Annotated in this window: 23 protein-coding genes; 12 read left to right on the plus strand and 11 right to left on the minus strand. The window is 70.7% G+C overall.

The annotated features are described in order from the left end of the window. Positions 1 to 6: 6 nt before the first annotated feature. The 3 genes from ABGB17_RS07625 to ABGB17_RS07635 all read left to right on the plus strand — a co-directional run bounded on the left by ABGB17_RS07625 (position 7) and on the right by ABGB17_RS07635 (position 3,117). On the plus strand, positions 7 to 1,485 hold the full coding sequence (locus ABGB17_RS07625; RefSeq protein ID WP_347627091.1) for a non-reducing end alpha-L-arabinofuranosidase family hydrolase: 1,479 nt from the start codon (positions 7 to 9) through the stop codon (positions 1,483 to 1,485). A gap of 193 nt (positions 1,486 to 1,678) precedes the next feature. Continuing rightward, positions 1,679 to 2,524: a metalloregulator ArsR/SmtB family transcription factor gene (locus ABGB17_RS07630; RefSeq protein ID WP_347627092.1), complete on the plus strand. Its 846-nt coding sequence runs from the start codon at positions 1,679 to 1,681 to the stop codon at positions 2,522 to 2,524. Beyond that, complete coding sequence (locus ABGB17_RS07635; RefSeq protein WP_347627093.1) at positions 2,521 to 3,117, plus strand: dihydrofolate reductase family protein; 597 nt, start codon at positions 2,521 to 2,523, stop codon at positions 3,115 to 3,117. The genes ABGB17_RS07630 and ABGB17_RS07635 overlap by 4 nt, the downstream gene beginning before the upstream one ends. A gap of 21 nt (positions 3,118 to 3,138) precedes the next feature. Here the strand turns inward: ABGB17_RS07635 and ABGB17_RS07640 are convergent, their stop codons facing one another. Beyond that, the gene (locus tag ABGB17_RS07640; RefSeq protein ID WP_347627094.1) at positions 3,139 to 4,731 is read right to left on the minus strand and encodes a hypothetical protein; all 1,593 of its coding nucleotides are present in this window, start codon (positions 4,729 to 4,731) and stop codon (positions 3,139 to 3,141) included. Positions 4,732 to 4,886: 155 nt separating this feature from the next. Between ABGB17_RS07640 and ABGB17_RS07645 the strand changes: the two genes are divergently transcribed. The 3 genes from ABGB17_RS07645 to ABGB17_RS07655 all read left to right on the plus strand — a co-directional run bounded on the left by ABGB17_RS07645 (position 4,887) and on the right by ABGB17_RS07655 (position 7,120). Further along, complete coding sequence (locus ABGB17_RS07645) at positions 4,887 to 5,549, plus strand: response regulator transcription factor (protein ID WP_347627095.1); 663 nt, start codon at positions 4,887 to 4,889, stop codon at positions 5,547 to 5,549. Continuing rightward, positions 5,546 to 6,649 (plus strand): HAMP domain-containing sensor histidine kinase, encoded by a 1,104-nt coding sequence (locus tag ABGB17_RS07650; RefSeq protein ID WP_347627096.1) that lies wholly within the window; start codon positions 5,546 to 5,548, stop codon positions 6,647 to 6,649. Before ABGB17_RS07645 ends, ABGB17_RS07650 begins: the two co-directional genes overlap by 4 nt. Positions 6,650 to 6,736: 87 nt before the next feature. Beyond that, the gene (locus ABGB17_RS07655; protein WP_347627097.1) at positions 6,737 to 7,120 is read left to right on the plus strand and encodes a VOC family protein; all 384 of its coding nucleotides are present in this window, start codon (positions 6,737 to 6,739) and stop codon (positions 7,118 to 7,120) included. Positions 7,121 to 7,177: 57 nt separating this feature from the next. Here ABGB17_RS07655 and ABGB17_RS07660 read toward each other — a convergent pair whose 3' ends face one another. From ABGB17_RS07660 to pcrA, 6 genes are all read right to left on the minus strand, one after another. After that, complete coding sequence (locus tag ABGB17_RS07660) at positions 7,178 to 7,960, minus strand: GntR family transcriptional regulator (RefSeq protein WP_347627098.1); 783 nt, start codon at positions 7,958 to 7,960, stop codon at positions 7,178 to 7,180. 112 nt (positions 7,961 to 8,072) lie between these two features. Next, positions 8,073 to 8,564, minus strand: a complete 492-nt coding sequence (locus ABGB17_RS07665) for an ATP-binding protein (protein ID WP_347627099.1) — start codon at positions 8,562 to 8,564, stop codon at positions 8,073 to 8,075. A 98-nt stretch (positions 8,565 to 8,662) separates the two neighbouring features. Further along, on the minus strand, positions 8,663 to 9,832 hold the full coding sequence (locus ABGB17_RS07670; RefSeq protein ID WP_347627100.1) for a helix-turn-helix transcriptional regulator: 1,170 nt from the start codon (positions 9,830 to 9,832) through the stop codon (positions 8,663 to 8,665). A gap of 334 nt (positions 9,833 to 10,166) precedes the next feature. After that, positions 10,167 to 11,048 (minus strand): succinate--CoA ligase subunit alpha, encoded by an 882-nt coding sequence (sucD, locus tag ABGB17_RS07675; RefSeq protein ID WP_347627101.1) that lies wholly within the window; start codon positions 11,046 to 11,048, stop codon positions 10,167 to 10,169. A gap of 2 nt (positions 11,049 to 11,050) precedes the next feature. After that, positions 11,051 to 12,229 (minus strand): ADP-forming succinate--CoA ligase subunit beta, encoded by a 1,179-nt coding sequence (gene sucC / locus ABGB17_RS07680; RefSeq protein ID WP_347627102.1) that lies wholly within the window; start codon positions 12,227 to 12,229, stop codon positions 11,051 to 11,053. Positions 12,230 to 12,453: 224 nt separating this feature from the next. After that, positions 12,454 to 14,712 carry a DNA helicase PcrA gene (pcrA, locus tag ABGB17_RS07685; RefSeq protein WP_347627103.1) on the minus strand — a complete coding sequence of 753 codons (2,259 nt, stop codon included), beginning with the start codon at positions 14,710 to 14,712 and terminating at the stop codon, positions 12,454 to 12,456. 181 nt (positions 14,713 to 14,893) lie between these two features. On the opposite strand from pcrA, the gene ABGB17_RS07690 reads away from it, so the two are divergent. Beyond that, on the plus strand, positions 14,894 to 15,622 hold the full coding sequence (locus ABGB17_RS07690; protein ID WP_347627104.1) for a PIG-L deacetylase family protein: 729 nt from the start codon (positions 14,894 to 14,896) through the stop codon (positions 15,620 to 15,622). On the opposite strand, the gene ABGB17_RS07695 is transcribed toward ABGB17_RS07690, so the two are convergent. The 4 genes from ABGB17_RS07695 to ABGB17_RS07710 all read right to left on the minus strand — a co-directional run bounded on the left by ABGB17_RS07695 (position 15,586) and on the right by ABGB17_RS07710 (position 20,085). Next, entirely contained in the window at positions 15,586 to 16,611 is a 1,026-nt protein-coding gene (locus ABGB17_RS07695) for a CPBP family intramembrane glutamic endopeptidase (protein WP_347627105.1), read from the minus strand. The genes ABGB17_RS07690 and ABGB17_RS07695 overlap by 37 nt on opposite strands. 142 nt (positions 16,612 to 16,753) lie before the next feature. Then, complete coding sequence (locus tag ABGB17_RS07700; RefSeq protein WP_347627106.1) at positions 16,754 to 17,467, minus strand: neutral zinc metallopeptidase; 714 nt, start codon at positions 17,465 to 17,467, stop codon at positions 16,754 to 16,756. Between the two features lie 786 nt (positions 17,468 to 18,253). Continuing rightward, positions 18,254 to 18,892 carry a response regulator transcription factor gene (locus ABGB17_RS07705; protein ID WP_347627165.1) on the minus strand — a complete coding sequence of 213 codons (639 nt, stop codon included), beginning with the start codon at positions 18,890 to 18,892 and terminating at the stop codon, positions 18,254 to 18,256. Between the two features lie 5 nt (positions 18,893 to 18,897). Further along, positions 18,898 to 20,085: a PspC domain-containing protein gene (locus tag ABGB17_RS07710; RefSeq protein ID WP_347627107.1), complete on the minus strand. Its 1,188-nt coding sequence runs from the start codon at positions 20,083 to 20,085 to the stop codon at positions 18,898 to 18,900. 186 nt (positions 20,086 to 20,271) lie between these two features. Between ABGB17_RS07710 and ABGB17_RS07715 the strand changes: the two genes are divergently transcribed. The 5 genes from ABGB17_RS07715 to ABGB17_RS07735 all read left to right on the plus strand — a co-directional run bounded on the left by ABGB17_RS07715 (position 20,272) and on the right by ABGB17_RS07735 (position 26,021). Next, positions 20,272 to 21,774, plus strand: a complete 1,503-nt coding sequence (locus ABGB17_RS07715; RefSeq protein WP_347627108.1) for a PspC domain-containing protein — start codon at positions 20,272 to 20,274, stop codon at positions 21,772 to 21,774. Then, positions 21,764 to 21,988 (plus strand): hypothetical protein, encoded by a 225-nt coding sequence (locus ABGB17_RS07720; RefSeq protein ID WP_347627109.1) that lies wholly within the window; start codon positions 21,764 to 21,766, stop codon positions 21,986 to 21,988. The genes ABGB17_RS07715 and ABGB17_RS07720 overlap by 11 nt, the downstream gene beginning before the upstream one ends. 234 nt (positions 21,989 to 22,222) lie before the next feature. After that, on the plus strand, positions 22,223 to 22,729 hold the full coding sequence (locus ABGB17_RS07725; protein WP_347627110.1) for a (2Fe-2S)-binding protein: 507 nt from the start codon (positions 22,223 to 22,225) through the stop codon (positions 22,727 to 22,729). A gap of 50 nt (positions 22,730 to 22,779) precedes the next feature. Then, on the plus strand, positions 22,780 to 25,131 hold the full coding sequence (locus ABGB17_RS07730) for a xanthine dehydrogenase family protein molybdopterin-binding subunit (protein WP_347627166.1): 2,352 nt from the start codon (positions 22,780 to 22,782) through the stop codon (positions 25,129 to 25,131). Next, positions 25,128 to 26,021 (plus strand): xanthine dehydrogenase family protein subunit M, encoded by an 894-nt coding sequence (locus ABGB17_RS07735; RefSeq protein ID WP_347627111.1) that lies wholly within the window; start codon positions 25,128 to 25,130, stop codon positions 26,019 to 26,021. The genes ABGB17_RS07730 and ABGB17_RS07735 overlap by 4 nt, the downstream gene beginning before the upstream one ends. Positions 26,022 to 26,276 lie beyond the last annotated feature (255 nt).

Here is a 26,276-nt window from a genome sequence, read left to right on the forward strand (position 1 = left end):
ATTCAGATGCGTCTGCCCTGGCGAACGCGGACATCCCGCCCCGCCGCCGTCTCCCCCGCAGCGACGTCGCGCCCCGCTGTACGCCGCGGGCTGGCGATCGGCACGATCCCCGTCCTGCTGGTGGCGGGCGGGCTCCTGGCCACACAGCCCGCTCAGGCGGCCGTGGCCTGCCGGGTCGACTACACCGTCAGTTCGAGCTGGCCGGGTGGCTTCAACGCCAGCGTCACCATCAACAACCTCGGTGACGCGGTCAACGGCTGGCGGCTGACCTGGTCCTTCGGCGGCGGCCAGCAGATCACTCAGATGTGGAACGCCAGCCACACCCAGTCCGGCTCGTCGGTGACCGCCACCAACGTCTCCTACAACGCCTCCATCCCCTCCGGCGGCAGCACCAACTTCGGGTTCAACGGCTCCTACAGCGGCAGCAACCCCAACCCGACGTCGTTCTCCCTGAACGGCGTGGAATGCACCGGCACCCCCGGCACCCCGACGCCGACCGTGACCCCCACGGTCACTCCGACGGTCACCCCGACCGTCACCCCGACGCCCACGCCGACACCGACGCCGACCGGTACGTGCCCGCTTCCGTCGTCGTACCGCTGGACGTCGACCGGCGCGCTGGCGCAGCCGAGGTCGGGCTGGGTCTCGCTGAAGGACTTCACCGTCGCGCCGTACAACGGCAGGCAGCTGGTCTACGCGACCACGCACGACTTCGGGACGAGATGGGGTTCGATGAACTTCAGCCCTGTCTCGAACCTGACCGAACTGGGCACGGCCAGCCAGAACGCCATGAACACCGGCACCGTCGCCCCCACCCTGTTCTACTTCGCCCCCAGGAACATCTGGGTGCTGGCCTACCAGTGGGGTTCGAGCAAGTTCTCCTACCGCACCTCGAGCGACCCCACCAACCCCAACGGGTGGTCGGCCGAGCAGCCGCTGTTCACCGGCAACATCTCCAACTCCAGCACCGGACCCATCGACCAGACCCTGATCGCCGACGGCCAGAACATGTACCTGTTCTTCAACGGCGACAACGGCCGGGTCTACCGGGCCAGCATGCCGATCGGCAACTTCCCCGGCAACTTCGGCTCCAACTACACCACGTTCATGACCGACACCACGAACAACCTGTTCGAGGCGGTCCAGGTCTACAAGATCCAGGGCCAGAACCTCTACCTCATGCTCGTGGAGGCCATCGGCTCCCGGGGCCGCTACTTCCGCTCGTTCACCGCCACCAGCCTCGGCGGCACGTGGACCCCGAACGCCGCGACCGAGAGCAACCCGTTCGCCGGCAAGGCCAACAGCGGCGCCACCTGGACCAACGACATCAGCCACGGTGAGCTGATCCGCGTCAGCGCCGACCAGACCTTCACCGTCGACCCCTGCAACCTCCAACTCCTCTACCAGGGCCGCAGCCCCAGCTCCGACGGCACCGAATACGGCCTCCTGCCCTACCGGCCGGGCCTGCTGACCCGGCAGCGCTGACAGCCTGACCCGGGCCGGGCCCGGACGTTCCTGACGTCCCGGCCCGCCCGACCCGACCGATCCTGATCCACCTCCTACGACGACCAGATGCCTCCGGCGCGGCCCGGCCGCACCGGAGGCATCTGCGGGCCAGGGTCCGATCCACAAAGATATTCCTTGACACGAATATTCGCTGTAGCGAATACTTCTCGTCGTGGACGCACTCCTCACCGCGCTGGCCGACCCGGCCCGATGGCGGCTCGTGATCCTGTTGGCCGAACGGCCCCGGCCGGTCGGCGTCCTCGCCCGGCTCGCCGAGGCACGCCAGCCGCAGACGACCAAGCACCTGCAGGCCCTGGAACGCGCCGGCGTCGTCGTCTCCCGGCGCATCGGTCAGCGCCGCATCTACGCGCTCCGGTCCGAGCCCCTGCGGGAGCTCGCCGCCACGCTCAGCCGGCTCGCCGACACCGCCGACCAGGCCGGCGGCCTACGCGAGACCTACGATCGCCACGGGCACAGCCTCCACGCGGAGCGGCTCGCCGCGAAAGAGCCGGGATGGGCCGACGGCCGCTCGTTCGAATTCCACCGGTCGCTGGCGGGGCAGCCCGAGCTGGTCTGGCGCCACCTGACCGACGCGTCCCTGCTCGCCCGCTGGTGGACGCCCGACGACCTGCGTGTCTCGGAGCTCGTGTTCGAGGCACGGCCGGGCGGGCGGATCGCCCATGAGTACCGCGACGCCGAGGACACCGACGGCTCCGACGTGATCGCCGGGCGCGCGGAGGGAGTCGTCGACGAGGTGCGGCCCGGTGAGCATCTCGCCTACCGCCTCTCCCCGCTGCTTCCCGAGGGTGGCCACGCCTTCACCGCCCACCTCGGCATCGACCTCAGGCCCACCGGCACCGGTACGGACCTCGACGTCCACTTCCGCGTCACCGACAGCACCGTCGAATCCGCGGACTTCGTCGCAGGCATCGAGATCGGCTTCGGCCAGAGCCTCGACAAACTCGCCGCGGCCCTCGCCGCGAGCGCACACGACACCGACACAAGGAGCACCCGATGACCTCGACCGGCCGCAGAGTGACCGCGAACCTGAGCCTCACTCTCGACGGGCGCTACAACGGTCCCGGCGGGCCCGGCGATTTCGCGGCGTTCGCCCCTTACGTGATCACCGAGGTCGCGCGAGACCACATGAACCGCATCTGGGAGGGTGCGACGACGGCGGTGCTCGGCCGGATCAACGCCGAGGGATTCCTGGGGTACTGGTCATCGGTCGCCGCGGACGAGCACGCCGATCCGCGTGACCGCGGATACGCCAAGTGGCTGGTCGACACGGAGAAGGTGGTCTTCTCGACCACCTTGACCGAGGCCCCGTGGGAGCGCACCCGCGTGGTGAACGCTCCCGCCGCCGATGTCGTCGCCGACCTCAAAGCCACCGGCGGGGGCGACATCCTCGTCAACAGCAGCGCCGGCGTCATCAAGCCGCTCCTGTCGGCGGACCTGCTCGACCGGCTGTACCTCATGATCTTCCCGGAGATCGCCGGGGGCGGGCGGCGACTGTTCGACGACGGCCTGCCGGCGACGAAGTGGAAGCTCACCCACCAGGAGACCGGCGAGCTCGGCGAGATGGCCATGGTCTACGACCGCGTCCGCTGAGCAGGCACCGGCCCTCCGCCGCTACGAACCCGCGCTGCGGTCCGCCGCCGGACGCGCCGAGCGGGTTCCGCGGCTGTGGGCGGGCGAACCCTGCCGTGGCACTCCCCTGCGGTGTACGGCTAGCGCCGCCCCGAGGGTGATGACGGCGTACCCGCAGGTCACCGCCAACCCTGCCCATGGCGGGAGCGGATAGTTGCCGCCGAGCGGTGACCCGTCCACGTCCACATGCGCGAACGTGGGGACGCTCTGCGTGATCGCGAACCCGGCGGCAGGGGTGGTCATCAGCAACCATGGCACCAGTCCCGCGGTCGCCAGCAGGTAGGGCACGACGACCAGCGCGACGGCCAGCCCGACGGCGGCGATGCCCCGCTCGACCAGCGCGGCCAGGCCCAGAGCCAGCACGGCGACAGCCGCGGTCAGCGCCGCGTAGCCGACGATCACCCGCAGCTCGGTACCCAGGGTGATCGGCTGAACCGGGTTCAGATTGGCACGCGACATCGCCAGGCCGGCCGGGACCACGACCCCCGAGGTGACCAGGCCCGCCACGAACGCGACCGCGCCGAGCACCGTGGCCTCGGCCGCCAGCAGCCGCGCCGGACGCCGCTCGGCCGGCGGGCTGGTCCCGGCCGGCCCAAGCCGGCGTCCCGCCGTGCGGAACGTGACCGCCACCACGAGCATCGGGATCATCCCGAACGCCCCGCCGATCAGTGCGAGATCGGCGCGCAGACCACCCTCCACCGTGGCGGGCCCGATGTCGCCGCCCCCGGTCACGACGAGCTTCCCGCCGGACTCGACGACCCCGCCCGGGTGATGCGGGGTCCTGCCGTCGGACTCCATGGTGACGCCGACGTCGTCGCGGCGCCACGGACCGTCCGCGCCCCGCAGCTCGATCTGGTCGAAGGTGGCGGTGGCCTGGGCGAAGGCTCGCGCCATGTCCCACATGGCGCCCGGTGAGGTGGCGAACAGCCCGATCTCGACCGTCTCCGGCAGCCCCGCCAGCTTGACCGTGGCGACTTCCGTCCATGTCGTGCCGTCGTCGGACTCGTGGCCGATGACGGTGTCGCCCGTCCTGGTCAGCCGCAGCCACTGCGGGCCGTTGTGCGGGCCGCCGGGCACGTCGTGGATGTAGTTGTACTGCATCCGCACACCGTGACCCCCGGTGAGCATGACGGCGGCGTACGGTGTGCCCTGCTTGAGGCTCTGCCTGACGAGGAGCCCGGCCTTGGCCCACGGCACCACCCCTTCCTTGATGTTGCGCATCCCGGGCACCGCGTCCGGCAGCCGCATCTGCCCGGTCATGTCCGACACGCGGGCGGTGATGCTGCCGTTCCCCGTGAGCGGTTGGTGCACGAAGTAGTACTTGTCCCTCACCGCCGTGCCGTCGGGACCCACCAGAGGGGCCGGGCAGGGGCCCTCCCCCTTGCCGGTCACGCAGGTGCTGCGGGCACCCCCGGTGACCAGCAGTCCGAGGGACACGGTGATCAGCACGGAGGCCGCCATGGCGAGGACCCAGCCCCGCGTGGAGCGGAACCTGTCCCACTCCGCGCGCAGCACCCGGGAGAAGCCGTCCCTCCCGGCCCGCCCGCCGGACAGGTGAGGCGTGAATGAACTCATGCCGACGGTTGTACGCCGCACCTGGTCCCAGCCGGGTCGCGGCCGCTGCGACCCGGCTGCGACCTGGGATCTGGCATCGTTGACCCCATGCCAGCTCGACCCGCCGGCCGGTCCGGCCGCCCCGCCCGCGAGGCGACGACCGGCGGTGCGCGGCGGTGAGGGTCCTCGTCGTCGAGGACTTCGAGATTCTCGCCCGCTCCATCGGAACCGGGCTGCGCCGCGAAGGGATGGCCGTCGACGTCGTGCTGGACGGAACCGCCGCCCTCGACCACGTGGCCGCCACCCGCTACGACGTGGTGATCCTCGACCGCGACCTGCCCGGCGTCCACGGGGACGAGATCTGCCGGCGACTGGCCCACGGCCGCTGCGCGACCCGCGTGCTGATGCTCACCGCCTACGGCACGGTCGAGGACCGCGTCGACGGGCTCAGCCTCGGCGCCGACGACTACCTGCCCAAGCCGTTCGCGTTCGCCGAGCTGGTCGCCCGCGTCCGTGCCCTGGCCCGCCGCGCCACCCCGCCGCTGCCACCCGTCCTGACGTACGGGGACATCACCCTCGATCCGGCTCGCCGTACCGTGTTCCGGGCCGGCCGGCGCCTCGAGCTGAGCCCCAGGGAGTTCGCCCTGCTGGAATGCCTGCTCGCCGTACCCGGCCTGGTCATCTCCGCCGAGGAACTGCTCGAACGCGTCTGGGACCAGGCCGCCGACCCCTTCAGCAGTGCCGTCAAGCACACCATGCACCGGCTGCGAGCCAAGCTGGGCGACCCGCCCGTGATCGAGACCATCCGCGAAGCCGGCTACCGCATCGGACCGTCATGACCCCTCGGACGCTCGCCAGAAGGTCCCTGCAGACGCGGCTCGCGCTCGCCTACGCGGCGGGTATCTACGCCGCCGGCGTCTTCGTGCTCGTCCTCGTCGCCGTCCCGCTCGCCGTCATCGACGCGGCCGTCCCCAAAGGCCGCCCCTCATCGAGCGCGAGCATCGACACCGGCCCCGGGTTCGGCCTGCCCCAGCTCCTCACGGGATCCGCCGTCGCCCTGGTGCTGCTGCTTCCCGTCGCCCTGGCGCTCGGCTGGCTCGTCGCCGGCCGGTTCCTGCGCCCGCTGCGCGCCATCACCGCCACCGCCAGAAGCATCTCCGCCGGGAACCTCCACCGGCGCCTCGACCTCGGCGCGCCCGCGGACGAGCTGACCGAACTCGGCCACACCCTCGACGACCTGTTCGCCCGCCTGCAAGCCGCCTTCGACGCCCAACGCCACTTCGTCGCCAACGCCTCCCACGAGCTGCGCACCCCCCTGACCGGTCTGCGCACCCTCCTCGAAGTCGCCCTCGCCGACCCCGACGCCGACACCGGCAGCCTGCGCACGGCCTGCCAAGAAGCCCTCGCTCTCGGCGATCACCAGGAGCGCCTCGTCCAAGCCCTGCTCACCCTGGCCACCAGCGAACGCGGCGTCACCCACCGGGACACCCTCGACCTCGCCCGCGTCGTCGCGGGAGTGCTCGCCTCCCAGCGCGACCAGGCAACACGGAAAGGCATCGACCTCGCCGACCACCTGCTGCCCGCGGTGACGACCGGAGACCCGAGACTCATCGAGAGCCTCGTCACCAACCTCATCGACAACGCCGTCCGCCACAACCACGCCGACGGCCACGTGAACGTCACGACCCAGACCTCTGGCACCCAGGTGACCCTCACGGTCACCAACAGCGGCCCCGTCATCCCCGCCGACCAGATCCAGCGCCTCTTCCACCCCTTCCAGAAACTGGCACCCGACCGCAACGGCTACGGCCTCGGCCTCGCCATCGTCAACGCCGTCACCCAAGCCCACCACGCCACCCTCACCACCAGCACACCCCCCGAAGGCGGCTTGTCCATCACCGTACGGTTCGCGCACGCATCTCAGCCGAACCATCCCTGACGGCAGGCACGACGCGTGCGAGGGCGGCCCCTGCCACCACTGTCGCCGCGCCGCCCCGCGACCTGTGGTGTTCGTACACTGACGTACATGGCATGCCGCATCAGTGAGCTGGTCATCGACGCCGCCGACCCCGCCCTGCTCGCCACGTTCTGGAGCGAGGTCCTCGGCTACGTGGAACTGGGCCGGGAGGACGACGGAAGCATCGAGATCGGCCCCCCCGACACCGGCTTCGGCGGCCCCCTGCCCACCCTCGTCCTCAGCCCCAGCACCGACCCCCGCCCCGCGAAGCTCCGCCTGCACATCGACGTCAGCCCCACCGACCGCGACCAGCCCGCCGAACTGGAACGCCTACTGGCCCTCGGCGCCAAGCCCGCCGACATCGGCCAGTCCGGCACCGAAAGCTGGCACGTCCTGACCGACCCCGAAGGCAACGAATTCTGCCTCCTCCGCACCCGCCTCCAGCCCCTCTGACCGCGCACCTCCCGATCACGACACCGTCCACATCAGCCGGCGCCCCAAACGGCGGCTCTACCGAGGCACGTCCCAGACCGACGTACCGTAGACCACCTCGTACCGGTCGACCGGGATCACGATGTCCGCCGTCTCCACCGCCCGCGCGTCGGCGTAATACGTCCGCTCGACGGTCAGCACGATGGCACCCGGTGCCACGTCCAACGCGGAGGACTCCGTCGTGAGCGCCACCCGGGCCGACACCACCTCGGCCGCATGGGTGACCAGCACGTCGATCTGCCGCATGCGAGCGACCACCCCAAGACCCGCGTACGGCCCGTCCTCAGGCAGGACGACGGGTGTCCCCCGGGTGATGGCCAGAGGTTCCCAGCTCTGGCTGAGCTGCACAGGCTGACCGTCACCGCGGAAGAGGTAACTGGTGTGCACCGTGTCCGGCTCATCCCCCTGCGGCTCCGGGAGCCCCAGCCGCTCACGTACGGCCGGCGGGGCCTGCCCGGTCCGGCTCTCGTAGTCCCACGACCCCACCTGGGCGTAGTCCTCCATCAGCCGGGCGAACGGCGACCCACCCATGGCGTTGCGATTCCAGGCCCGCACCAGACGCCGCCGACGCGGACGCGCCCGGACATAGGTCCCCGAACCTGGCCGCGCGACCGCCAACCCCTCCGTCACCAGCAGCCCCAACGCATCAGACGCCGTGTTGCGCGCCACCTTGTACTCACGCGCGATCTCAGGCGTGGACGGCAGCTTGTCTCCTTCGGACAACTCACCGGAGAGGATGCGGCGTCGTAGCCGGTCGGCGATCCGCATGTACACCGGGCGGCCACGCTCGTCCTGACTCACGTGAGTAGCTTGACGGGCTGCCTATGTAGGTGACAAGCGACGATGACGGCCGGGACACGAGGTCACGCGCAGGATTGCCGCTTCCCCCGCCGGCGACGCGATTCCGCAAGTCCTAGGGCAGGTACCGGCCAGGAGTGGCGGGGGTGTCACCGCGCTCGTAGGACACCTGGAACCAGACGGTCCGGCTCGTGTGATCCGTATGGACGCCCCAGCGGTCGGAGATCGCTTGCACCAGGAAGAGGCCTCGGCCGCCTTCCGCGAGTCTGTCCGTGTCCACGTGCGGATCGAAATCGCCGCCCTCGTCCACGACGTCGGCGTGTATCCGGTCGTGACAGTCGGCGAGGGCGAGTGTCACCCGGCCGCCGTTCCGTGAATTCGAGTGCACCACGGCATTGGTGACGAGCTCCGAAACGAGCAGGGTCACATCGCCCAGCGCCGGATGGTTGTCACCGAGTTTCTGCCTGACGTAATTCCGGGCCCGTGCCACCGATTCGGGGGAACCCGCCAGGTGAGTGGCACCCAGCAGCCTTCCCTGGATGTCACGATCCGAGTAATGGGTCCTACGGTCGGCGCCTTCGTATTCTGGCGCTTCCTGCGTTGCCATGCGGAAAACGGTATGAAGCTCAAGAGCGTACGCCTAGATCGACTTCGTATCACTCCACCGAGATCGGGACGCGAAGTGACACAGCTCTGTGCCGCTATTCACCCGTCCATTCGCATGAAATCAGCAAACTCCCGCATGTCACGGTTAGGAGTGCGCTTGCCAGCAAAAATCCCTTTAAGGATGGCTTTCGCGTAGCTCTGGTTGACGATCCACTCCGGTGAGTCCTGTCTGATCCGGCGCAGGAGCTCGAACGCCTCTCCGTACTGGCGCGACCTGCGATGAGCGTCCGCCACGTCGAGGAGATGACGGTTGCGGTTGTTGGACGTGGGGGCGAGATCGCCGGTGGGGATGACGCGTGACATGCGCAGCACCACATCGGGGCGGTCCTCCACCATGGCGTTCTCCGCCCGCTTCATGGCCACCGTGACCGGGCCGAAGGTACGGAGGAAATCGTCGTCCGGGGAGAGGTCGCGGCTCATGGCGACGGCGGCCGTACGAGCGAGCCGGATCGCGTCTTCGGCCTCACCAGGCCGGTTGTCTCGTACGGCGGCGGCCGAGGCCCGGAGGAGCAACCATCCCCAGGCCGACAACTCCCGAGGAGTGGCACGCGACATACGGGGCTCCACGTCGTCCGCCCACATGATGGCCAACCGGCGTGCCTGATCGAGCTGCCCCTGGCGGAGGAGGAGCCAGCAGCGGGTACTGACGATCGCTGCCGCGTCGAGGTGGTCATCGCTGTCGTCAAGCGCTCGCCGCAAAGCGAGTTCCGCGGGCGCGAACTGCCGGGTCTGCGTGAAGAGCCAGCCCGTGAGATGGAGCAGCCGCGATCGGACGATGCGCCGTGAACGATCGGCCTCGACGAGCGTGTCCGTGTCCGTCAGTAGCTTCGGCAGAGTCGTCGCCAGTTCCGCGTATCTGTCGTCCTTCCATAGCGGCATGGAAGCGTTCAGCACCGCGAGGACACCGTCCGCCGTCGGCGCCTCTTCGACCTGATCTCCAAGGCCGTGCAAGGCACGCCGGGCGGCCTCCCATTCGCCGGCCGTCTGAGCGTCCGCCTGGTCGGCACCATGATCCGTGATGAGCACGGTGGTCGGCACGCCCAACGCGGTGGCCAGCTTCCGGGCGGTCTCCAGCCGTGTGTCCGAACGCGACCCCTGCTCAAGCTTGCGGATCAGAGAAACGGAGATCCCGGAGAGGGCGGCGAGCTGTGTCTGACTCATGCCACGACGCTTACGAAGGCTGACGATCCGCTCACCGATGGTGGCCATGAAGCCATGCTAGGCCGGACCCTGTTCCTCATCGGGCGCCACACGATCCTGAGCTTCGGCTCGTACTCGCCAATGCCTCGTAAGTCCCCCACCGCAAGCGGTACGACGACGATCGACGTCCCGCGACAGTACCAGTGGGGGGTCGGGGGCGTGGGGGCGGAGCCCTTGCCTTGGGGTTTGGGGCGGGAGCCCCAATAAGAACAGTCCGAGCGGAGCGAGGCCCATTTCCGAGCGGTGGGCGCGATATCGCGAGGATGCGCCTTCCGGCAAGAAAGCTTGGGAAATACGTACGGCGCCCCCTAGGGGAGGGCGCCGTACGGGTATGGCTGAAAGGTCAGCGCATCAGGTCGCGCATCAGGCGGGCGGTTTCGCTGGGGGTTTTGCCTACCCTTACGCCTACCTTTTCGAGGGCTTCCTTCTTCGCTTGGGCGGTGCCGGCGGAGCCGCTGACGATGGCGCCGGCGTGGCCCATGGTCTTGCCTTCGGGGGCGGTGAAGCCGGCCACGTAGGCGACCACGGGCTTGGTCACGTGCTGCTCGATGTACGCGGCGGCACGCTCTTCGGCGTCGCCGCCGATTTCGCCGATCATGACGATGGCGGCGGTCTCGGGGTCGTCCTGGAAGGCTTCCAGGGCGTCGATGTGGGTGGTGCCGATGACCGGGTCGCCGCCGATGCCGACCGCCGTGGAGAAGCCGATGTCGCGGAGTTCGTACATCAACTGGTAGGTCAGGGTGCCGGACTTGCTGACCAGGCCGATGCGGCCGGCGGTGGTGATGTCGGCGGGGATGATGCCGGCGTTGGAGGCGCCGGGGCTCGCGATGCCGGGGCAGTTGGGGCCGATGATGCGGGTCTTGTTGCCCTTGGAGATGTTGTACGCCCACCACTCGGTGGTGTCGTGCACCGGGACACCCTCGGTGATGACGACGGCCAGGGGGATCTCGGCGTCGATGGCCTCGATCACGGCGGCCTTGGTGAACGCCGGCGGGACGAAGATGACGGTGACGTCGGCGCCGGTGGCGGCCATGGACTCGGCCACGGTGGCGAAGACGGGGAGCTCCACGCCGTCGAAGTCGACGGTGGTGCCGGCCTTGCGGGGGTTGGTACCGCCCACGACCTTGGCACCGGACTTGAGCATGCGGCGGGTGTGCTTGGAGCCCTCCGAGCCGGTCATGCCCTGAACGATGATCTTGCTGTTCTCGGTCAGCCAGATAGCCATTACTACGCACCTACCGCGGCGAGCTCGGCGGCACGCTTGGCCGCGTCGTCCATCGTGTCGACCAGTTCCACGCGGGGCAGGCCCGCGTCGGAGAGGATCTGCCGCCCGAGGGTGGCGTTGTTGCCGTCCAGCCGGACGACCAGCGGGTGGGTCACGGCCTCGCCGCGGTCCGACAGGAGCTTGAACGCCGCGACGATGCCGTTGGCGACGGCGTCGCAGGCGGTGATGCCGCCGAAGACGTTCACGAAGACCGACTTCACGCTCGGGTCGGAGAGCACGATCTCCAGGCCGTTGGCCATGACCTCGGCCGAGGCGCCACCGCCGATGTCGAGGAAGTTGGCCGGCTTCTGCCCGCCGAACGACTCGCCGGCGTACGCCACGACGTCCAGCGTGGACATGACCAGGCCGGCGCCGTTGCCGATGATGCCGACCGAGCCGTCGAGCTTGACGTAGTTGAGGTCCTTCTCCTTGGCCCGGGCCTCCAGCGGGTCCTCCGCGGCCTTGTCGGCGTACGCCGCGTGCTCGGTCTGGCGGAAGGCGGCGTTGTCGTCCAGGGTGACCTTGCCGTCGAGGGCCTTCACCTGGCCGTCCTTGGTGAGGATCATGGGGTTGACCTCGACCAGGGTGGCGTCCTCGTCCACGAAGACGGCCCAGAGCTTCTCGACGAGCTCGGCGGCGCCGTCCAGCGCGGCCTCGGGCAGGTGGCCGGCCTGCGCGATCTCACGGGCGCGGGCGCGGTCCACGCCGGTCAGCGGGGAGACCGGGACCTTGGCGACCTTCTCCGGCGCGGTGTGCGCGACCTCTTCGATGTCCATGCCGCCCGACGCGGAGCAGATCGCGAGGAAGGTGCGGTTCGCCCGGTCGAGCAGAAAGGAGAAGTAGTACTCCTCCGCGATGGCGCTGGCCTCCTCGACGAGGACCTTGTGGACCGTGTGGCCCTTGATGTCCATGCCGAGGATCTCGGTGGCCTTCCGCTCGGCGTCCGCGGCGTCGTCGGCGAGCTTCACGCCACCCGCCTTGCCGCGTCCTCCGGTCTTGACCTGGGCCTTCACCACGGTGCGCCCGGTCAGCTCCTCCGCCGCCGCGCGCGCCTCATCCGCGGTGTGCGCGACACGGCCGCGCGGCACCGGGATGCCATACTCCGCGAAGAGCTCCTTCGCCTGATGTTCGAACAGGTCCACGAGGGTCCGTCCTTGCTTGTCCGGCTGACTGCCATCTCTACGTTGAGGACCAGACCCCGGGTGTCCGCGATCCGCCGGAAGGCCTGGCCTCAGAAGCCTAGCCCCCGTCGGCACGTGGACAGCCCGGCGGGGGGCCTTTTGCCAGCGAGGGAAGCGCGAACGCATACCCCGGAATTCCCACAAAATACACAAAAGCCGCCGCAAACATTCCGCCTAATCAGCGGTCACAACTTGTCCAGCGGCGCGTACGCCAGCAGCAGGGTCTTCTCGCCGCCGGACCCGAAGTCGACCTTGACCTTGGTCTTCTCGGCGGCGCCCTCGACGGCCACCACGGTGCCGAGGCCGAACGAGTCGTGGCTGACGCGGTCCCCCGGGCTGAGGCTGGGCATGACCCGCCCGCCGGTCTTCTTCGGCGCGGCGGCGGGACGGCTCTCGCGCGTGGTGGCGGCGCTCCAGGCGGACTTGGCCGGGTCGCCGCGCCAGTCGACCAGGTCGGCGGGCACCTCGGCGAGGAACCGGGACGCGGGGTTGAACGCCGGCGCGCCCCAGGAGCTGCGCACGGCCGCCCGGGACAGGTAGAGCCGCTGCTGAGCGCGGGTGATGCCGACGTACGCCAGGCGGCGCTCCTCCTCGAGCTCGCGCGGCTCGCCGAGGGAGCGCATGTGCGGGAAGACGCCGTCCTCCAGCCCGGTGAGGAACACCACAGGGAACTCCAGGCCCTTGGCGGTGTGCAGCGTCATCAGCGTGACCACCCCCTGGTGGTCCTCGCCCTCGGGGATCTGGTCGGCGTCGGCCACCAGCGACACCTGCTCAAGGAAGTCGACCAGCGTGCCGTCCGGGTTGGCCTCCTCGAACTCCTGGGCCACCGAGATCAGCTCGTTGAGGTTCTCCAGCCTGCTCTCGTCCTGCGGGTCGCCGGACGTCTCGAGCTCCGTGCGGTAGCCCGTGACGGTGAGGACCTCCTCGGCCAGCTCGGAGATCGGCAGCTCTTTGCCGCGCAGGTCCTCGAGCAGCGCCACGAACTCGCGGATGGCGTTCACCGAACGGGTGGCGAGCCCGGGGGCCTCGTCCACGCGCCGCAGCCCCTCCCAGAACGGGACGCGCTCGCGGGAAGCGAACGCCTCGACCATCGCCTCGGCCCGCTCGCCGATGCCGCGCTTCGGGACGTTCAGCACCCGGCGCAGCGACACGGTGTCGCCGGGGTTGGCCAGCACCCGCAGGTACGCCAGCAGGTCACGCACCTCGCGGCGCTCGTAGAACCGCACGCCGCCGACCACCTTGTACGGCAGGCCGGTGCGGATGAAGATCTCCTCGAACACCCGGGAGGCGGCGTTGGTGCGGTAGAACACCGCGACCTGGCCGGGCGTGACACCCTCGTCGTCGGCGAGCCGGTCGACCTCCTGCGCGACGAACATGGCCTCGTCGTGCTCGTTGTCCGCGACGTACCCGATGATGCGGGGCCCGGCGCCCTGGTCGGACCAGAGGTTCTTCGGCTTGCGGCTCTCGTTGCGCGAGATCACGGCGTTGGCGGCGGACAGGATGGTCTGGGTGGAGCGGTAGTTCTGCTCCAGCAGGATGGTGCGGGCCGCCGGGTAGTCGCGCTCGAACTCCAGGATGTTGCGGATGGTCGCGCCGCGGAACGCGTAGATCGACTGGTCGGCGTCACCCACCACGCACAGCTCGGCCGGGGCCACCGCGCCCTCGCGCACGACGTCGCCGTCCGCGGTGCGCAGCTCGGCGAGGCCGACGAGCTCCCTGATCAGGATGTACTGCGCGTGGTTGGTGTCCTGGTACTCGTCCACCAGCACGTGGCGGAAGCGGCGGCGGTAGTGCTCGGCGACGTCGGGGAAGATCTGGAACAGCGTGACCGTCAGCATGATCAGGTCGTCGAAGTCCATCGCGCCGGCCTCGGTGAGCCGCTGCTGGTACGTGCGGTACGCCTCGGCGAGCGTGCGCTCCAGGTGGGTCTTGGCCTGCGAGGCCGCGGTCTCGTAGTCGACCAGCTCGTTCTTCAGGTTGCTGACCTGGGCCGAGAACGACCGCGGCGGGTAGCGCTTGGGGTCGAGGTCCAGCTCGCGGCACACCATGGCCATGAGGCGCTGGGAGTCGGCCTGGTCGTAGATCGAGAAGCTGGTGGTGAAGCCCAGCCGCTTGGCCTCGCGGCGCAGGATGCGCACGCAGGCGCTGTGGAAGGTCATCACCCACATGGCCTTGGAGCGGGGGCCGACCAGGCGCTCCACGCGGTCCTTCATCTCGCGGGCGGCCTTGTTGGTGAAGGTGATCGCGAGGATCTCCTGCGGCTGCACGTGGCGCTCGGACAGCAGGTAGGCGATGCGGTGGGTGAGCACCCGTGTCTTGCCCGACCCGGCGCCCGCGACGATCAACAGGGGCCCGCCCTCGTGCAGGACGGCGGCCCGCTGCTCGGGGTTCAGACCGTCGAGCAGGGGGTGATCAACAGCGGGGTTCACGGCACGGGTCGACACGCCCCCTAGCGTATGGCGCCCCACCGACAATGGCCGACTCTTCCGCCCCCTCCCCACCCCTGAAACCCCGGGACGGCGGGGCGGGACGTGCCGCGGAGGGCGATGTACCGGCACGCTGGAAATGCCGGGACAATGCAAAGGACGCGGACTGGGCAAACGCCGCGAACCGAGGAGGACGACCGTGACCGCGCTAGACGACGCCGACATCGCCAGGGTTCTCGTGGTGGTCGCACATCCAGACGATGTGGACTTCGGGGCGGCCGGCAGCATCGCCGCGTTCACCGACAAGGGCATCGAGGTCGTGTACTGCCTGGTCACCGACGGGGACGCCGGGGGCTTCGACCGGGAGACCGACGGCGAGGGCATGGCGGCGCTGCGGCGGGCCGAGCAGGCCGAGGCCGCCAAACGGGTCGGGGTGCAGGACGTGCGCCACCTCGGGTACCGCGACGGCGTCGTGGAGGCCACGCTGGGGCTGCGCAAGGACATCGCGCGGGTGATCCGGCAGGTGCGGCCGGACCGGGTGATCACGTCCTCGCCGGAGCGCAACTACGTGCGGATCAGCCCGAGCCACCCCGACCACCGGGCGGTCGGGAGCGCCACGTTGGACGCGGTCTATCCCGACGCCCGCAACCCGTACACGTTCCCCGAGCTCATCGCCGACGAGGGTCTGGAGCCGTGGGTGGTGCGCGAGGTGTGGCTGTCCGGAGGCCCGACGCCGAACCATTTCGTGGACATCACCGCCACCCTGGACCGCAAGCTGGCCGCGCTGCGGGCGCACGTGAGCCAGACCGGTCACCTGGACGACGGGCTTGAGGGGTTCGTCAAGGGTTTCCTGGCCCGCAACGCCGAGGAGGGTGGCCTGCCGCCCGGCACCTACGCCGAGTCGTTCCAGGTGGTGCCGACGCCCTGATCCTTGTCCTCGCGCCGGTCCGGCAGCAGGGCCGCGGCGCGGGCGGCGAGGAAGCCGAGCGAGTTGGTCGCCAGGTGGGTGAGGGACGGGGCCAGCAGCCCGCCTCGGCGACGCAACTCGTGGAAGAACACCCCGGCGGCGGTGGTCGAGACGACGGTGCCCGCCACGACGGCCGCCAGCGCGGGGCCGCGGCGCCGGGTCCATGGCGGGCGGGCGGAGGCGCCGGGCTTGGTGCCGCCGGGGCCGGGGCCGCCGGGTCCGAGGGTGTCGGGTCCGAGGGTGTCGGGTCCGAGGGTGTCGGGTCCGAGGGTGTCGGGTCCGAGGGTGTCGGGTCCGAGGGTGTCGGGTCCGAGGGTGTCGGGTCCGAGGGTGTCGGGTCCGGGGCTGGCTGGGGCGGGGTCGGCGAGGGCCGGGACGGCCGTGGCGGCGAGGTCGCCGAGGCCCGGGTCCGCGGCGGCGGCGAGGCCGCCCAGGGACGGGTTGGCGGCGGCCATGTCCACGGCGGGGAGGACGTGCCAGAGGCCGAAGAGGGCTGAGGACGCCAAGACGGATGTGGTGGGGCCGTGGGTGCGGCGCAGGGCTGCGGGGAGGACGCCGCGGAAGGCGACCTCCTCCAGCAGCACGGTGCCCACGGGGACCTGGATCAGGGTCTCCTCCAGGAGGCGGGCCCGGGACAGGCGCAGGGCCCGTTCGTCGTGGAAGAGCTTCCTGGTGGCGGGGAGCAGGACGCCGCCCGCGTACGCGGCGGTGACGGCCGCGGCCAGGGTGCCGCCGATGCGGGCGCCCTTGCGTCCCCTGGTGAAGCCCATCTCCTCCCAGGTCAGGCCCGCCCGCCGGGCCAGGAGCAGCAGGGTGCCCGCCGCGGCGGCCGAGGTGAGCGGGGCGATTCTTCGCGCGACACGGTTGTTCATGACGTTCGCGGCCAGGAGGACGGCGAGCGCGGACGGCAGCAGGTGGCCCTGTCCGCCCGGGTGCTCTTCTTCCTTCACGACCACCCCTGCGTCACGAATCCTCCCGCTTCACAAACAGCCCCTCGCACACGAATCCCCCCGCTTCGCGGACAGCCCCTCGCTCACGAATCCCCCTGCGTCACGAACCTCCACCTGCTTCACGAACGAGCCGTCGACCGGCTCAGCAGGAGTCGACGCCGTTGTTGTACCCGCCGGCGAAGGACTCCTGGCGCTGGGCGGCGGTGCCGTGGGCGTCCTCGCGCCACCAGGCGTCGCTGGGGTCGCCGGCCGCGGCGAGGTTGGTCATCAGCTCGTCCTCGTCGCCGTCCTCGGCCTGCAGTTGACCGCCCTGCACGAGGCCGCCGAGCGCACCGCCCGCGTAGCAGTCGGCCTGGAGCTCCCGCTCGACGCTGAAGCTGAAGTCGCTCATGAGCTGCGCCTGCACCGCGTGCCCGATCTCGTGGGGCACGATCACGTACACCGATCCGTCGCCGAGCTGGTCGTAAAGGCCGCGCATCCAGTCCGCGTCGTAAGCCACGAAGTGCCCGATCGGGCAGTAGAACGCGTTCTGCGGCACGGCCGGCTGCCCGCCGCAGTCGGGCCCGTCGTTGCCGGAGTACGCCTCGAAGCGGGTCAGCGGCCGGTACGACCGTCCCGCCGCCTCGAACCGCTGCTCCCAGAACTTCTCGGTGAGATCACGCGCGAGCGCGACGTCCTCTTCGAACGTCTGCCCAGCGGGCTGCTCTTCCTCCTTGGACGGCTCCGCCGACCGCGCCGGCTCGGACGAGCCCGTGTCCGAGTCCGGCGCACCCGAACCGTCCGGCCCGGCCAACCGGCCACAGCCAGTCGCGAGCACGGCCACCAGTACGAGCAAAACCACTGTGCGAGGGGTCACGTTCCAATCCTGACGGACCAACCCATTCCCCGCGCGACCGCTCCACCAAAGTGAGACCAAGCAGAACGAACCACCGAGCCACCCACCGTACGGCGACGCCGGTTCCGCCGCACCACATCCCACCGACGCGGCTCCGGTTCAGGACGACACACCTGAAAGCCTCGGCCGACGGGGTGCGCCGGTGTCCTGCCGTATGACGGCGCCGACTTCGCCGTGACCAGATCCCGCCGTACCGGCGCCGAAAAGACCGTTCTGGCCAGGAGCCCGACCATACCCCGGCCAGGGACCCGCCCCGGCACGGCGCAGCCCGTTCCCGGCCAGCCCAGCCCGTGCCCGGCGGGCCCGTATTTCGCGGTGGGAAGCCGCGCGGGGTTGGGTGAGGAAACTCGATGGTGGGCAAATGACCACAGCAGCCGAAGTCGGGTTGAAAGCCGATCGGCCTGAAAGCCTCGGCCGACGGGGTGCGCCGGTGTCCCGCCGTATGACGGCGCCGACTTCGCCGTGACCAGATCCCGCCGTACCGGCGCCGGCAAGGCTGCTCTGGCTGGGGGCCTGACCATAGCCCGGCCGGGAACCGCCTCCGTCGGACGTGGCCCACCCATCACGGGCCAGAGCGGACAAGGTCCACCCGCCACTGGCCAGGCCAACCAGCAGACGTGGCCCACCCACCACAAGCCAGGCCAACCAGCAGACGTGGCCCACCCACCACAAGCCTGACCAACCAGCGGACGAGGCCGACCCACCGTAGGTCAGAGCGGACGGCGGGCGTGGGTGGGGCGCTGTGGGTCAGACCAGGCGGCGGGCGGTGGCCCAGCGGGAGAGTTCGTGGCGGTTGGAGAGTTGGAGTTTGCGGAGGACGGAGGAGACGTGGGTTTCTACGGTCTTGACGGATATGAAGAGTTCTTTGGCTATTTCTTTGTAGGCGTAGCCTCGGGCGATCAGGCGGAGGACTTCGCGTTCCCGGGTGGTGAGGGAGTCGAGTTCGGGGTCGATGCTGGGGGCTTCGCTGGAGGCGAAGGCGTCCAGGACGAAGCCGGCGAGGCGAGGGGAGAAGACGGCGTCGCCTTCGGAGACGCGGACTATGGCGTCGGTCAGTTCGCGGCCGCTGATGGTCTTGGTGACGTAGCCGCGGGCGCCGCCGCGGATCACGCCTATGACGTCTTCGGCGGCGTCGGAGACGGAGAGGGCCAGGAAGCGGACCTGGGCGCCGGAGCCGAGGACGCGGCGGAGGACTTCCTGGCCGCCGCCGCCGGGCATGTGGACGTCCAGGAGGACGACGTCGGGGGTCAGTTGCTCGATGGCGGTGACGGCGGATTCGACGTCTTCGGCTTCGCCCACCACTTCGATCCTGGCGTCCAGTTCGGCGCGTACGCCGGACCTGAACAGCCGGTGGTCGTCCACGATCAGTACTTTGACCACGCTCACCGTGCTCACACCCGTTCCCGCTTCATCGTCAGCATTACCTCTGTGCCCTCGCCCGGGGCGGTCTTGACCCGGGCACTCCCGCCGTGCCGCTCCATCCTGCCGATGATCGACTGCCGGATGCCCATGCGGTCGTCGGGTACATCATCCATGCTGAACCCTTTGCCCCGATCGCGGATGAACACGGTGACCTCGTCGGCCTCCGCTTCGGCGTACACCGAGATGACGGGGGCCTCGGCGTACTTGGCGGCGTTGACCATGGCCTGCCGGGTGGCCTGCAGCATGGCGCGCAGCCCGTCGTCCAGGTCGCAGTCGCCCACGCAGACGATCTCGATCGGCACGCCGTGCTCGTCCTCGATCTCCGCGGCGACGCGGCGCACCGCGGCGGCCATCGACGCGTCGGCGTCCGCCTTGGGCTGGTACAGCCAGTTGCGCAGCTCGCGCTCCTGTGACCTCGCCAGCCGGGTGACCTCGAACGGGTCGTTGGCGTTGCGCTGGATCAGCGTCAGAGTGTGCAGGACCGAGTCGTGCACGTGCGCGGCCATCTCGGCCCTCTCCTCCTGCCGGATGCGCTCGCGGCGCTCCTTCTGCAGTTCCTTCCACAGGGCGGTGAGCCACGGCGCGGCGATCAGGCCGATGCCGCCGATCACGACCGCGGTGAACACCAGCCCGGGGCGGGCCTCGGCGAGCTTGCCCTGCGCCGCGAGGAAGCCGATCGCGCCGGTCATCACGAGCATCAGGCCGATGCCGGTGCGGACCCACGACCGGCGCACCTGGCGCACGGCGTCGGTCATCCAGCGTTGCCGCCGCCCGGGCTCGGCCTGCTGCCACAGGATCAGGGTGCCGATGCCGCCGATGGCGATCGACCAGGTGCCGAGCCCTCCGGCGGAGGCGCCGGTGAGCCAGCCGAAGGCGGTGAGGGCCAGGCCGAGCACGGCGTACGCGGTGAACTGGCCCCAGTCGCGCGGGGGCGCCTCGCCTTCATGGGGCTCGCGCGGTGTGAACATCCACAGCGCCGCGTAGGCGATGATGCCCACGCCGTCGAGCACGCTGAGCAGCACGAAGCCCAGGCGCAGCACGACGGGGTCCAGCCGTAGCTGCCCTGCGGCGCCCTGGGCGACGCCCGCGACGAGCCGGCCGTGCACCGGCCTGACCAGCCGCGGGGCGGTCTCGGGAAGTGTGGGGGTCTCGCTCATCTCCCCTGCATCGTCACACGTGAACGGCACCGAGCGCATCAGGGCGCTCCCTGACTCGTCCCCTGAGGGCTCGGGGACGAGTCAGGGGTGTCCCGGATGGTGGCCGGGAGCGGCCATGGCCACGATGGAGCCATGACAGAAGCAGGCGATCCCGGCGCACAGCCCGCAGCGGGTACCTTCGCGGCTGTGGACGACGAGGAGCGCGTGCTCGGGCGCGACAACGATGGCCGCATGATCACCGGGGTGTGCGCGGGCCTCGGGAGGTACACGGGGATGGACCCTGTGATCTTCCGGGTGGGCTGCGCGGTCCTGGTGATCGGCTCCGGCATCGGCATCATGCTGTACGTCGCGGCCTTCCTGCTGATGCGGGCGCCGGACGGCGGCCCCGGATACGCCGAGCAGTGGAGCCGCCGGGTGTTCGACCCCGAGACGGTGATGGGACTGCTCGGCACGATCTTCACGCTCGGCCTGGTCATCAACCTCGCCGCGGACGGCATCGGCGTCGCCACCGTCGTCGTCGGCACGCTGCTGGCCATCACCCTGCTCGCGGCGCACGCCCGCGGCGTGGACCTGCTGGGGCTGGCCAGGTCGCTCCCCGAGCGCCTGCGCACCGCCTCCCAGCGTCCCGCCCCAGCTCCGTACGCCCCGCCGGCGTTCGTGCCCTCCATGGGACCGCCTCCCATGGGGACGCCCGCCTCGGGGATGCCCGCGGCCGGGATGTCCGCCACGGCCACCTACCCGCAGGACGCTCCGCCCGCGGCACCCTCCGCCGAGCCCGCGGGGGCACCCGGGGCACCGGGCACACCAGGGGCGCCGCTCCCCTACCGCTCGTTGTCGGAGCTGGCACGAGAGGCCGCGCGTGAGGCACGCCAGGCCACCGAGGCCGCGCGCCAGGGCCGGCCCGTGCGGCCGGCCGCGCCACCGCCACCGCCGCCGCCCACGTGGCCGGGACGGCGGGGCGGCTACGACTCCTCGGGCGAGCCCTTCGCCCCGCACGGCCCGTACGCCCGGCAGCCGTACAACCCCTACGAATGGGCCCGCACCGGCACCGTGCACCCTCCGAACAAGAGGGAGCGGCGGCCGAGGGCCTACATCGGCGGGCTCACCGTCTTCATCGCGCTCCTGGTCGGAGGGATCATGGTCGCCACGCAGGCGCCGCCCAGCCCGTCACACCTCCCACTGATCGGCGGGGTGGCGCTCATCATCGTCGGCGCGGGACTGCTCATCACGACGTGGTTCGACCGGGGCGCCGGACTGGTCGCCGCCGGGACCGTCCTGTCGCTCGTCCTGATCGCGGGGGCCGGTGTGAGCGACATCCCGAAGAAGATCGGCAGCTACACCTGGGAACCGGTGGACACCTCCGAGCCGGTGCGCACCTACGCGGTCGGCATCGGGGACGGCACGCTCGACCTGAGCGACACCAAGCTGCCCCCCGGCTCCCGCACCCGGTTCGACGCCTCGGTGTCGGTCGGCGAGATCAAGGTCATCGTGCCCCGCACCGCGCGGGTCGAGGTGTTCGGCCACACCCGCCTCGGCGACGTCAAGATCGAGCACAAGGTGAAGGGCGGCACGGACATCACCCACAACGGGGTGCTGGCGCCGGACGTCCCGGTGAGCGGCCCGGTGCCGGTGATCGAGCTGCACGTCAAGGCGGGCATCGGGGACGTCGAGGTGTGCCGTGCTGCCTGAGCCCGGCGAGACCGCGCCGGTGAAGAAGAAGCGCCGGTACTGGCACCGCACCGACTGGTTGTCGTTGTTCTCCGGCCTGCTTTTCATCGGCATCGGGATCCGATACCTGGTGAAACCGCCGCCTGACACGGGCGTCATGCTCCTCGCCCTGGTCTCCGGCCTCGGTTTCGCCGGTTTCTTCGCGGTGATCTCCCGCGCGATCCGCAAGCGCTGAGACGGGAGAGGCGGGTCTTTTACCGTCACGGGGGTTGACCAGGGAGCCCATCGGCGTACTTTCGCATTTGTCGGTTCTCACTCCTACCACATCAATCCCCGTTAGTGCGCTCGCCAGGTACGGCGCCTGCCGAAGCTCCACCTCCAGCGAGGTCCGCACTGGCCGCGCACGGGACCACGGCCCGAGGGCCGTACGTCAGCGATGACGCCTGAACAGCGCGCGCATGGAGGACGAATGACCCGTATCACCGTCACCGTCGACGGAATCGCGTACGAGGAGGAGGTGGAACCCCGGCTGCTGCTCGTCCATCTGCTGCGAGATCGCCTCGGCCTGACGGGCACGCCGATCGGCTGCGACACCGGCAACTGCGGCGCCTGCACCGTCATGCTGGACGGCCGGAGCGCCAAGAGCTGCTCGGTGCTCGCCGTGCAGGCCGACGGATCCGACGTCGTCACCGTGGAGGGCCTGTCCGCCGACGGCGGCGGCTGGCACCCCATGCAGCGGGCCTTCCACGAGGAACACGCCCTGCAGTGCGGCTACTGCACCCCCGGCATGATCATCGCCGCGATCGACCTGCTCAAGGACGACCCCGACCCCTCCGACGACGCCATCCGCCACGGCCTCGAAGGCAACCTGTGCCGGTGCACCGGCTACACCAACATCGTCAGGGCCGTCCGGCGCGGCGCGCGGGACATGAGCGGCCAGGACGCGGCCACCGCGACCGGGGAGGGGGGCCGATGACCGAGGAACTCGACGCCGGCATGGTGGCGCGCACCATCGCCGAGAGCGACATGCTGAGCGAGCCCGCCCCCGGCCGCGCGGAGGTCGGCGCGGCGCGGCGGCGCAAGGAGGACGCGCGCCTGGTCACCGGCCGCACCCGGTGGACCGACAACATCCAGCTCCCCGGCATGCTGTACGTGGCGTTCCTGCGCAGCCCCATGGCGCACGCCCGGCTGACCCGGGTGGACGTCTCCGGCGCGCTCGGCCTGCCCGGCGTGGTGGCGGCGTTCAGCGGGCGCGACCTGGCGGACGAGCAGGGCAGCCTGCCGTGCGCCTGGCCGGTCACCGAGGACATCGTGATCCCCGACCACCCGCCGATGGCCGTGGACGAGGTGAGGTACGCGGGCGAGGCCGTCGCGTGCGTCGTCGCCACCGACCGGTACCGGGCCGCGGACGCGCTGGAGGCCGTCGAGGTCGACTACGACCCGCTGCCGCCGGTGCTTGACATGACCGAGGCCCTCACCGAGGGCTCCCCGAAGGTGCACGAGCAGGGCAACCGCTCGTTCGTGTGGAAGTTCGCCGCCGGGGACATCGGCGCGGCGTTCCAGGACGCCCCGGTGGTCGTGGAGCGCACCTACGTGCAGCAGCGGCTCATCCCCTCGGCCATGGAGCCGCGCGCGGTTGTCGCGCAGAGCGACGGCGACGCCTTCACGCTGTACTCGGCGACCCAGATCCCGCACATCCTGCGGATCATGCTGGCGTCGGTCACCGGCATCCCCGAGCACAAGCTGCGGGTGATCGCCCCGGACGTCGGCGGCGGCTTCGGCTCCAAGCTCCAGGTGACCGCCGAGGAGGTCATCCTGCTGCTCCTGGCGCGGCGGCTCGGCAAACCGGTCAAGTGGACCGAGTCGCGCTCGGAGGGCAACCTCACCGTGCACCACGGCCGCGACCAGCTCCAGCGCATCTCCCTGGCCGCCGAGGCGGACGGGCGCATCCGTGGCCTGAAGGTGGACCTGCTGGCCGACATGGGCGCGTACCTGATGCTCGTCACGCCGGGCATCCCGCTGCTCGGGGCGTTCATGTACAACGGCATCTACAAGATGGACGCCTACGACTTCACGTGCACCGGCGTGTTCACCACCAAGATGCCCACCGACGCCTACCGGGGCGCCGGCCGGCCGGAGGCGACGTATGCCATCGAGCGGGTGATGGACGAGCTGGCGCACGAGCTCGGCCTGGACCCCGTCGAGGTGCGGCGGCGCAACTGGATCAGGCACGAGGAGTTCCCGTACGCCACCATCGCCGGCCTGACGTACGACTCGGGCAACTACGAGGCGGCCACCGACAAGGCGCTCGCCCTGTTCGGGTACGACAAGCTGCGCGCCGAGCAGGCCGACCGGCGCGAGCGCGGCGACCACGTGCAGCTCGGCATCGGCACCTCGACCTTCACCGAGATGTGCGGCCTGGCGCCGAGCCGGGTGCTCGGCTCGCTCAGTTACGGCGCGGGCGGCTGGGAGCACGCGGACGTGCGCATGCTGCCGACCGGCAAGGTCGAGGTGGTCACCGGGTCGAGCCCGCACGGCCAGGGCCACGAGACGGCGTGGAGCCAGATCGTCGCCGACGCGCTCGGCGTGCCCTTCGAGGACGTCTCGGTGGTGCACGGCGACACCGCCGTCTCGCACAAGGGCATGGACACCTACGGCTCGCGCTCGCTGGTGGTGGGCGGCATCGCGGTGCTGCGCGCCTGCGACAAGGTGAAGGAGAAGGCCAGACAGATCGCGGCGCACATGCTGGAGGCGTCACCCGACGACGTCGAGTTCGCCGAGGGCACGTTCCGGGTGCGCGGCACCGACGCGGGCAAGACGATCCAGGAGGTCGCGCTGGCGACGTTCGCGGCGCACGACCTGCCGGACGGCGTGGAGCCGAGCCTGGACTCCTCGGCGACGTTCGACCCGGAGAACTTCTCGTTCCCGCACGGCACCCACCTGTGCGCGGTGGAGGTGGACACCGAGACCGGAGGCGTCAAGATCAGGTCGTACGTCGCGGTGGACGACGTGGGCAAGGTCGTCAACCCGATGATCGTGGAGGGCCAGGTGCACGGCGGGCTCGCCCAGGGCATCGCGCAGGCGCTGTTCGAGGAGGCCGTGTACGACGCCGAGGGCAACCTGCTCACCACCACGATGGCCGACTACCTGCTGCCGTCGGCCGCCGACCTGCCCGACTTCGTCACCGACCGCACCGAGACGCCGGCCACCACCAACGCGCTCGGCGTCAAGGGCGTCGGCGAGGCCGGCACGATCGCCTCGACCCCCGCCGTGGTCAACGCCGTCGTCGACGCGCTGCGGCCGTACGGCGTCCACGACGTGCCCATGCCCTGCGCCCCGGAACGTGTGTGGCGGGCGATCAACGGAGGTGCCGCGTGATCCCGGCCACGTTCGACTACGTCCGCCCGGCGACGCTGGAGGAGGCGCTTGACGTCCTGCGCGACGCCGGGGACGAGGCCAAGGTGCTGTCCGGCGGCCAGTCGCTGCTGCCCCTGCTGCGGCTGCGGCTGTCGTACCCCTCGGTCCTGGTGGACGTCGGCCGCCTCGGCGAGCTGCGCGGCGTCAGGGACGAGGACGACCACGTGCGCATCGGCGCGGGCACCACCCACGACGAGGTGGTGCGCTCCGCCGTCGTCAACGCCGAGTGCCCGCTGGTCGCGCTCGCCACCGCGACGGTGGCCGACCCCGCCGTCCGCCACCGCGGCACCTTCGGCGGTTCCCTGGCGCACGCCGACCCCGCGGGCGACCTGCCCGCCGTGGCGGTGGCCCTGGACATGGAGCTGGTGCTGCGCTCGGCGTCCGGCGAACGGGTGGTCGCGGCCCGCGACTTCTTCGCCGACTACCTGGAGACGGTCATGGAACCCGGTGAGATCCTCACCGCCGTCCGGGTCCCCAAGCTCGGCCCCGGCTGGGGTTGCCACTACGAGAAGTTCCAGCGCACCGCCCAGGCCTGGGCCATCGTCGGCGTCGCCGCCGCGGTCCGGGTCTCCGGTTCGGGTGGCTCGCGGCGCGTCGAGGAGGCCAGGGTCGGCCTGACCAACATGGGCTCCACCCCCGTCCGCGCCACCGCCGTCGAGTCGGCCGTCCCCGGTGCCGAGCTGAACGGCGCCGCGGCCAACGGCTCGGGCGGCGCACTGCGCGACGCGTCCGCCCTCGCCGCGGACGGCACGTCCCCTCCTGCCGACCTGCACGCGTCCCCCGCCTACCGCGCCCACCTCGCCCGGGTCCTGACCTGCCGGGCGCTGTCGGCGGCGGCCCTGGCGGTTTAGACCTGTTTTCCGCACGAGCCCGAAAGCCCCTGGCCGGGTGCTATGTGCTGTCCGGCACGGGGATCGATCGGTCCAGGTCGTCGAAGGCGACGTGCGGAAAACGGGTCAGGCGATACCGCGGGGATCGGCGGACCTTCTCCGCGGATCCCCGTGGGAGCGGTGACGCGCCGTAGGGTGGAAGGAGACGCCCGACCGGCGATATGCCGCAATAGTGATTTCAGTTATTGGGTAGTGCGGTATCGGGGTATCGCGGCA

This window comes from Sphaerisporangium sp. B11E5 (genome assembly GCF_039871875.1).
Lineage (GTDB): Bacteria > Actinomycetota > Actinomycetes > Streptosporangiales > Streptosporangiaceae > Sphaerisporangium.

What these genes read in the sequence shown, in the direction of transcription:
- ABGB17_RS07725 (WP_347627110.1), top strand. Translation starts at nt 22,223, where the DNA reads ATGACCCGTATCACCGTCACCGTCGACGGAATCGCGTACGAGGAGGAG.
- ABGB17_RS07650 (WP_347627096.1), top strand. Translation starts at nt 5,546, where the DNA reads ATGACCCCTCGGACGCTCGCCAGAAGGTCCCTGCAGACGCGGCTCGCG.
- ABGB17_RS07665 (WP_347627099.1), bottom strand. Translation starts at nt 8,564, where the DNA reads ATGGCAACGCAGGAAGCGCCAGAATACGAAGGCGCCGACCGTAGGACC.
- ABGB17_RS07730 (WP_347627166.1), top strand. Translation starts at nt 22,780, where the DNA reads ATGCTGAGCGAGCCCGCCCCCGGCCGCGCGGAGGTCGGCGCGGCGCGG.
- ABGB17_RS07710 (WP_347627107.1), bottom strand. Translation starts at nt 20,085, where the DNA reads ATGAGCGAGACCCCCACACTTCCCGAGACCGCCCCGCGGCTGGTCAGG.
- ABGB17_RS07625 (WP_347627091.1), top strand. Translation starts at nt 7, where the DNA reads ATGCGTCTGCCCTGGCGAACGCGGACATCCCGCCCCGCCGCCGTCTCC.
- sucD (WP_347627101.1), bottom strand. Translation starts at nt 11,048, where the DNA reads ATGGCTATCTGGCTGACCGAGAACAGCAAGATCATCGTTCAGGGCATG.
- ABGB17_RS07635 (WP_347627093.1), top strand. Translation starts at nt 2,521, where the DNA reads ATGACCTCGACCGGCCGCAGAGTGACCGCGAACCTGAGCCTCACTCTC.
- ABGB17_RS07670 (WP_347627100.1), bottom strand. Translation starts at nt 9,832, where the DNA reads ATGGCCACCATCGGTGAGCGGATCGTCAGCCTTCGTAAGCGTCGTGGC.
- ABGB17_RS07655 (WP_347627097.1), top strand. Translation starts at nt 6,737, where the DNA reads ATGGCATGCCGCATCAGTGAGCTGGTCATCGACGCCGCCGACCCCGCC.
- ABGB17_RS07640 (WP_347627094.1), bottom strand. Translation starts at nt 4,731, where the DNA reads ATGAGTTCATTCACGCCTCACCTGTCCGGCGGGCGGGCCGGGAGGGAC.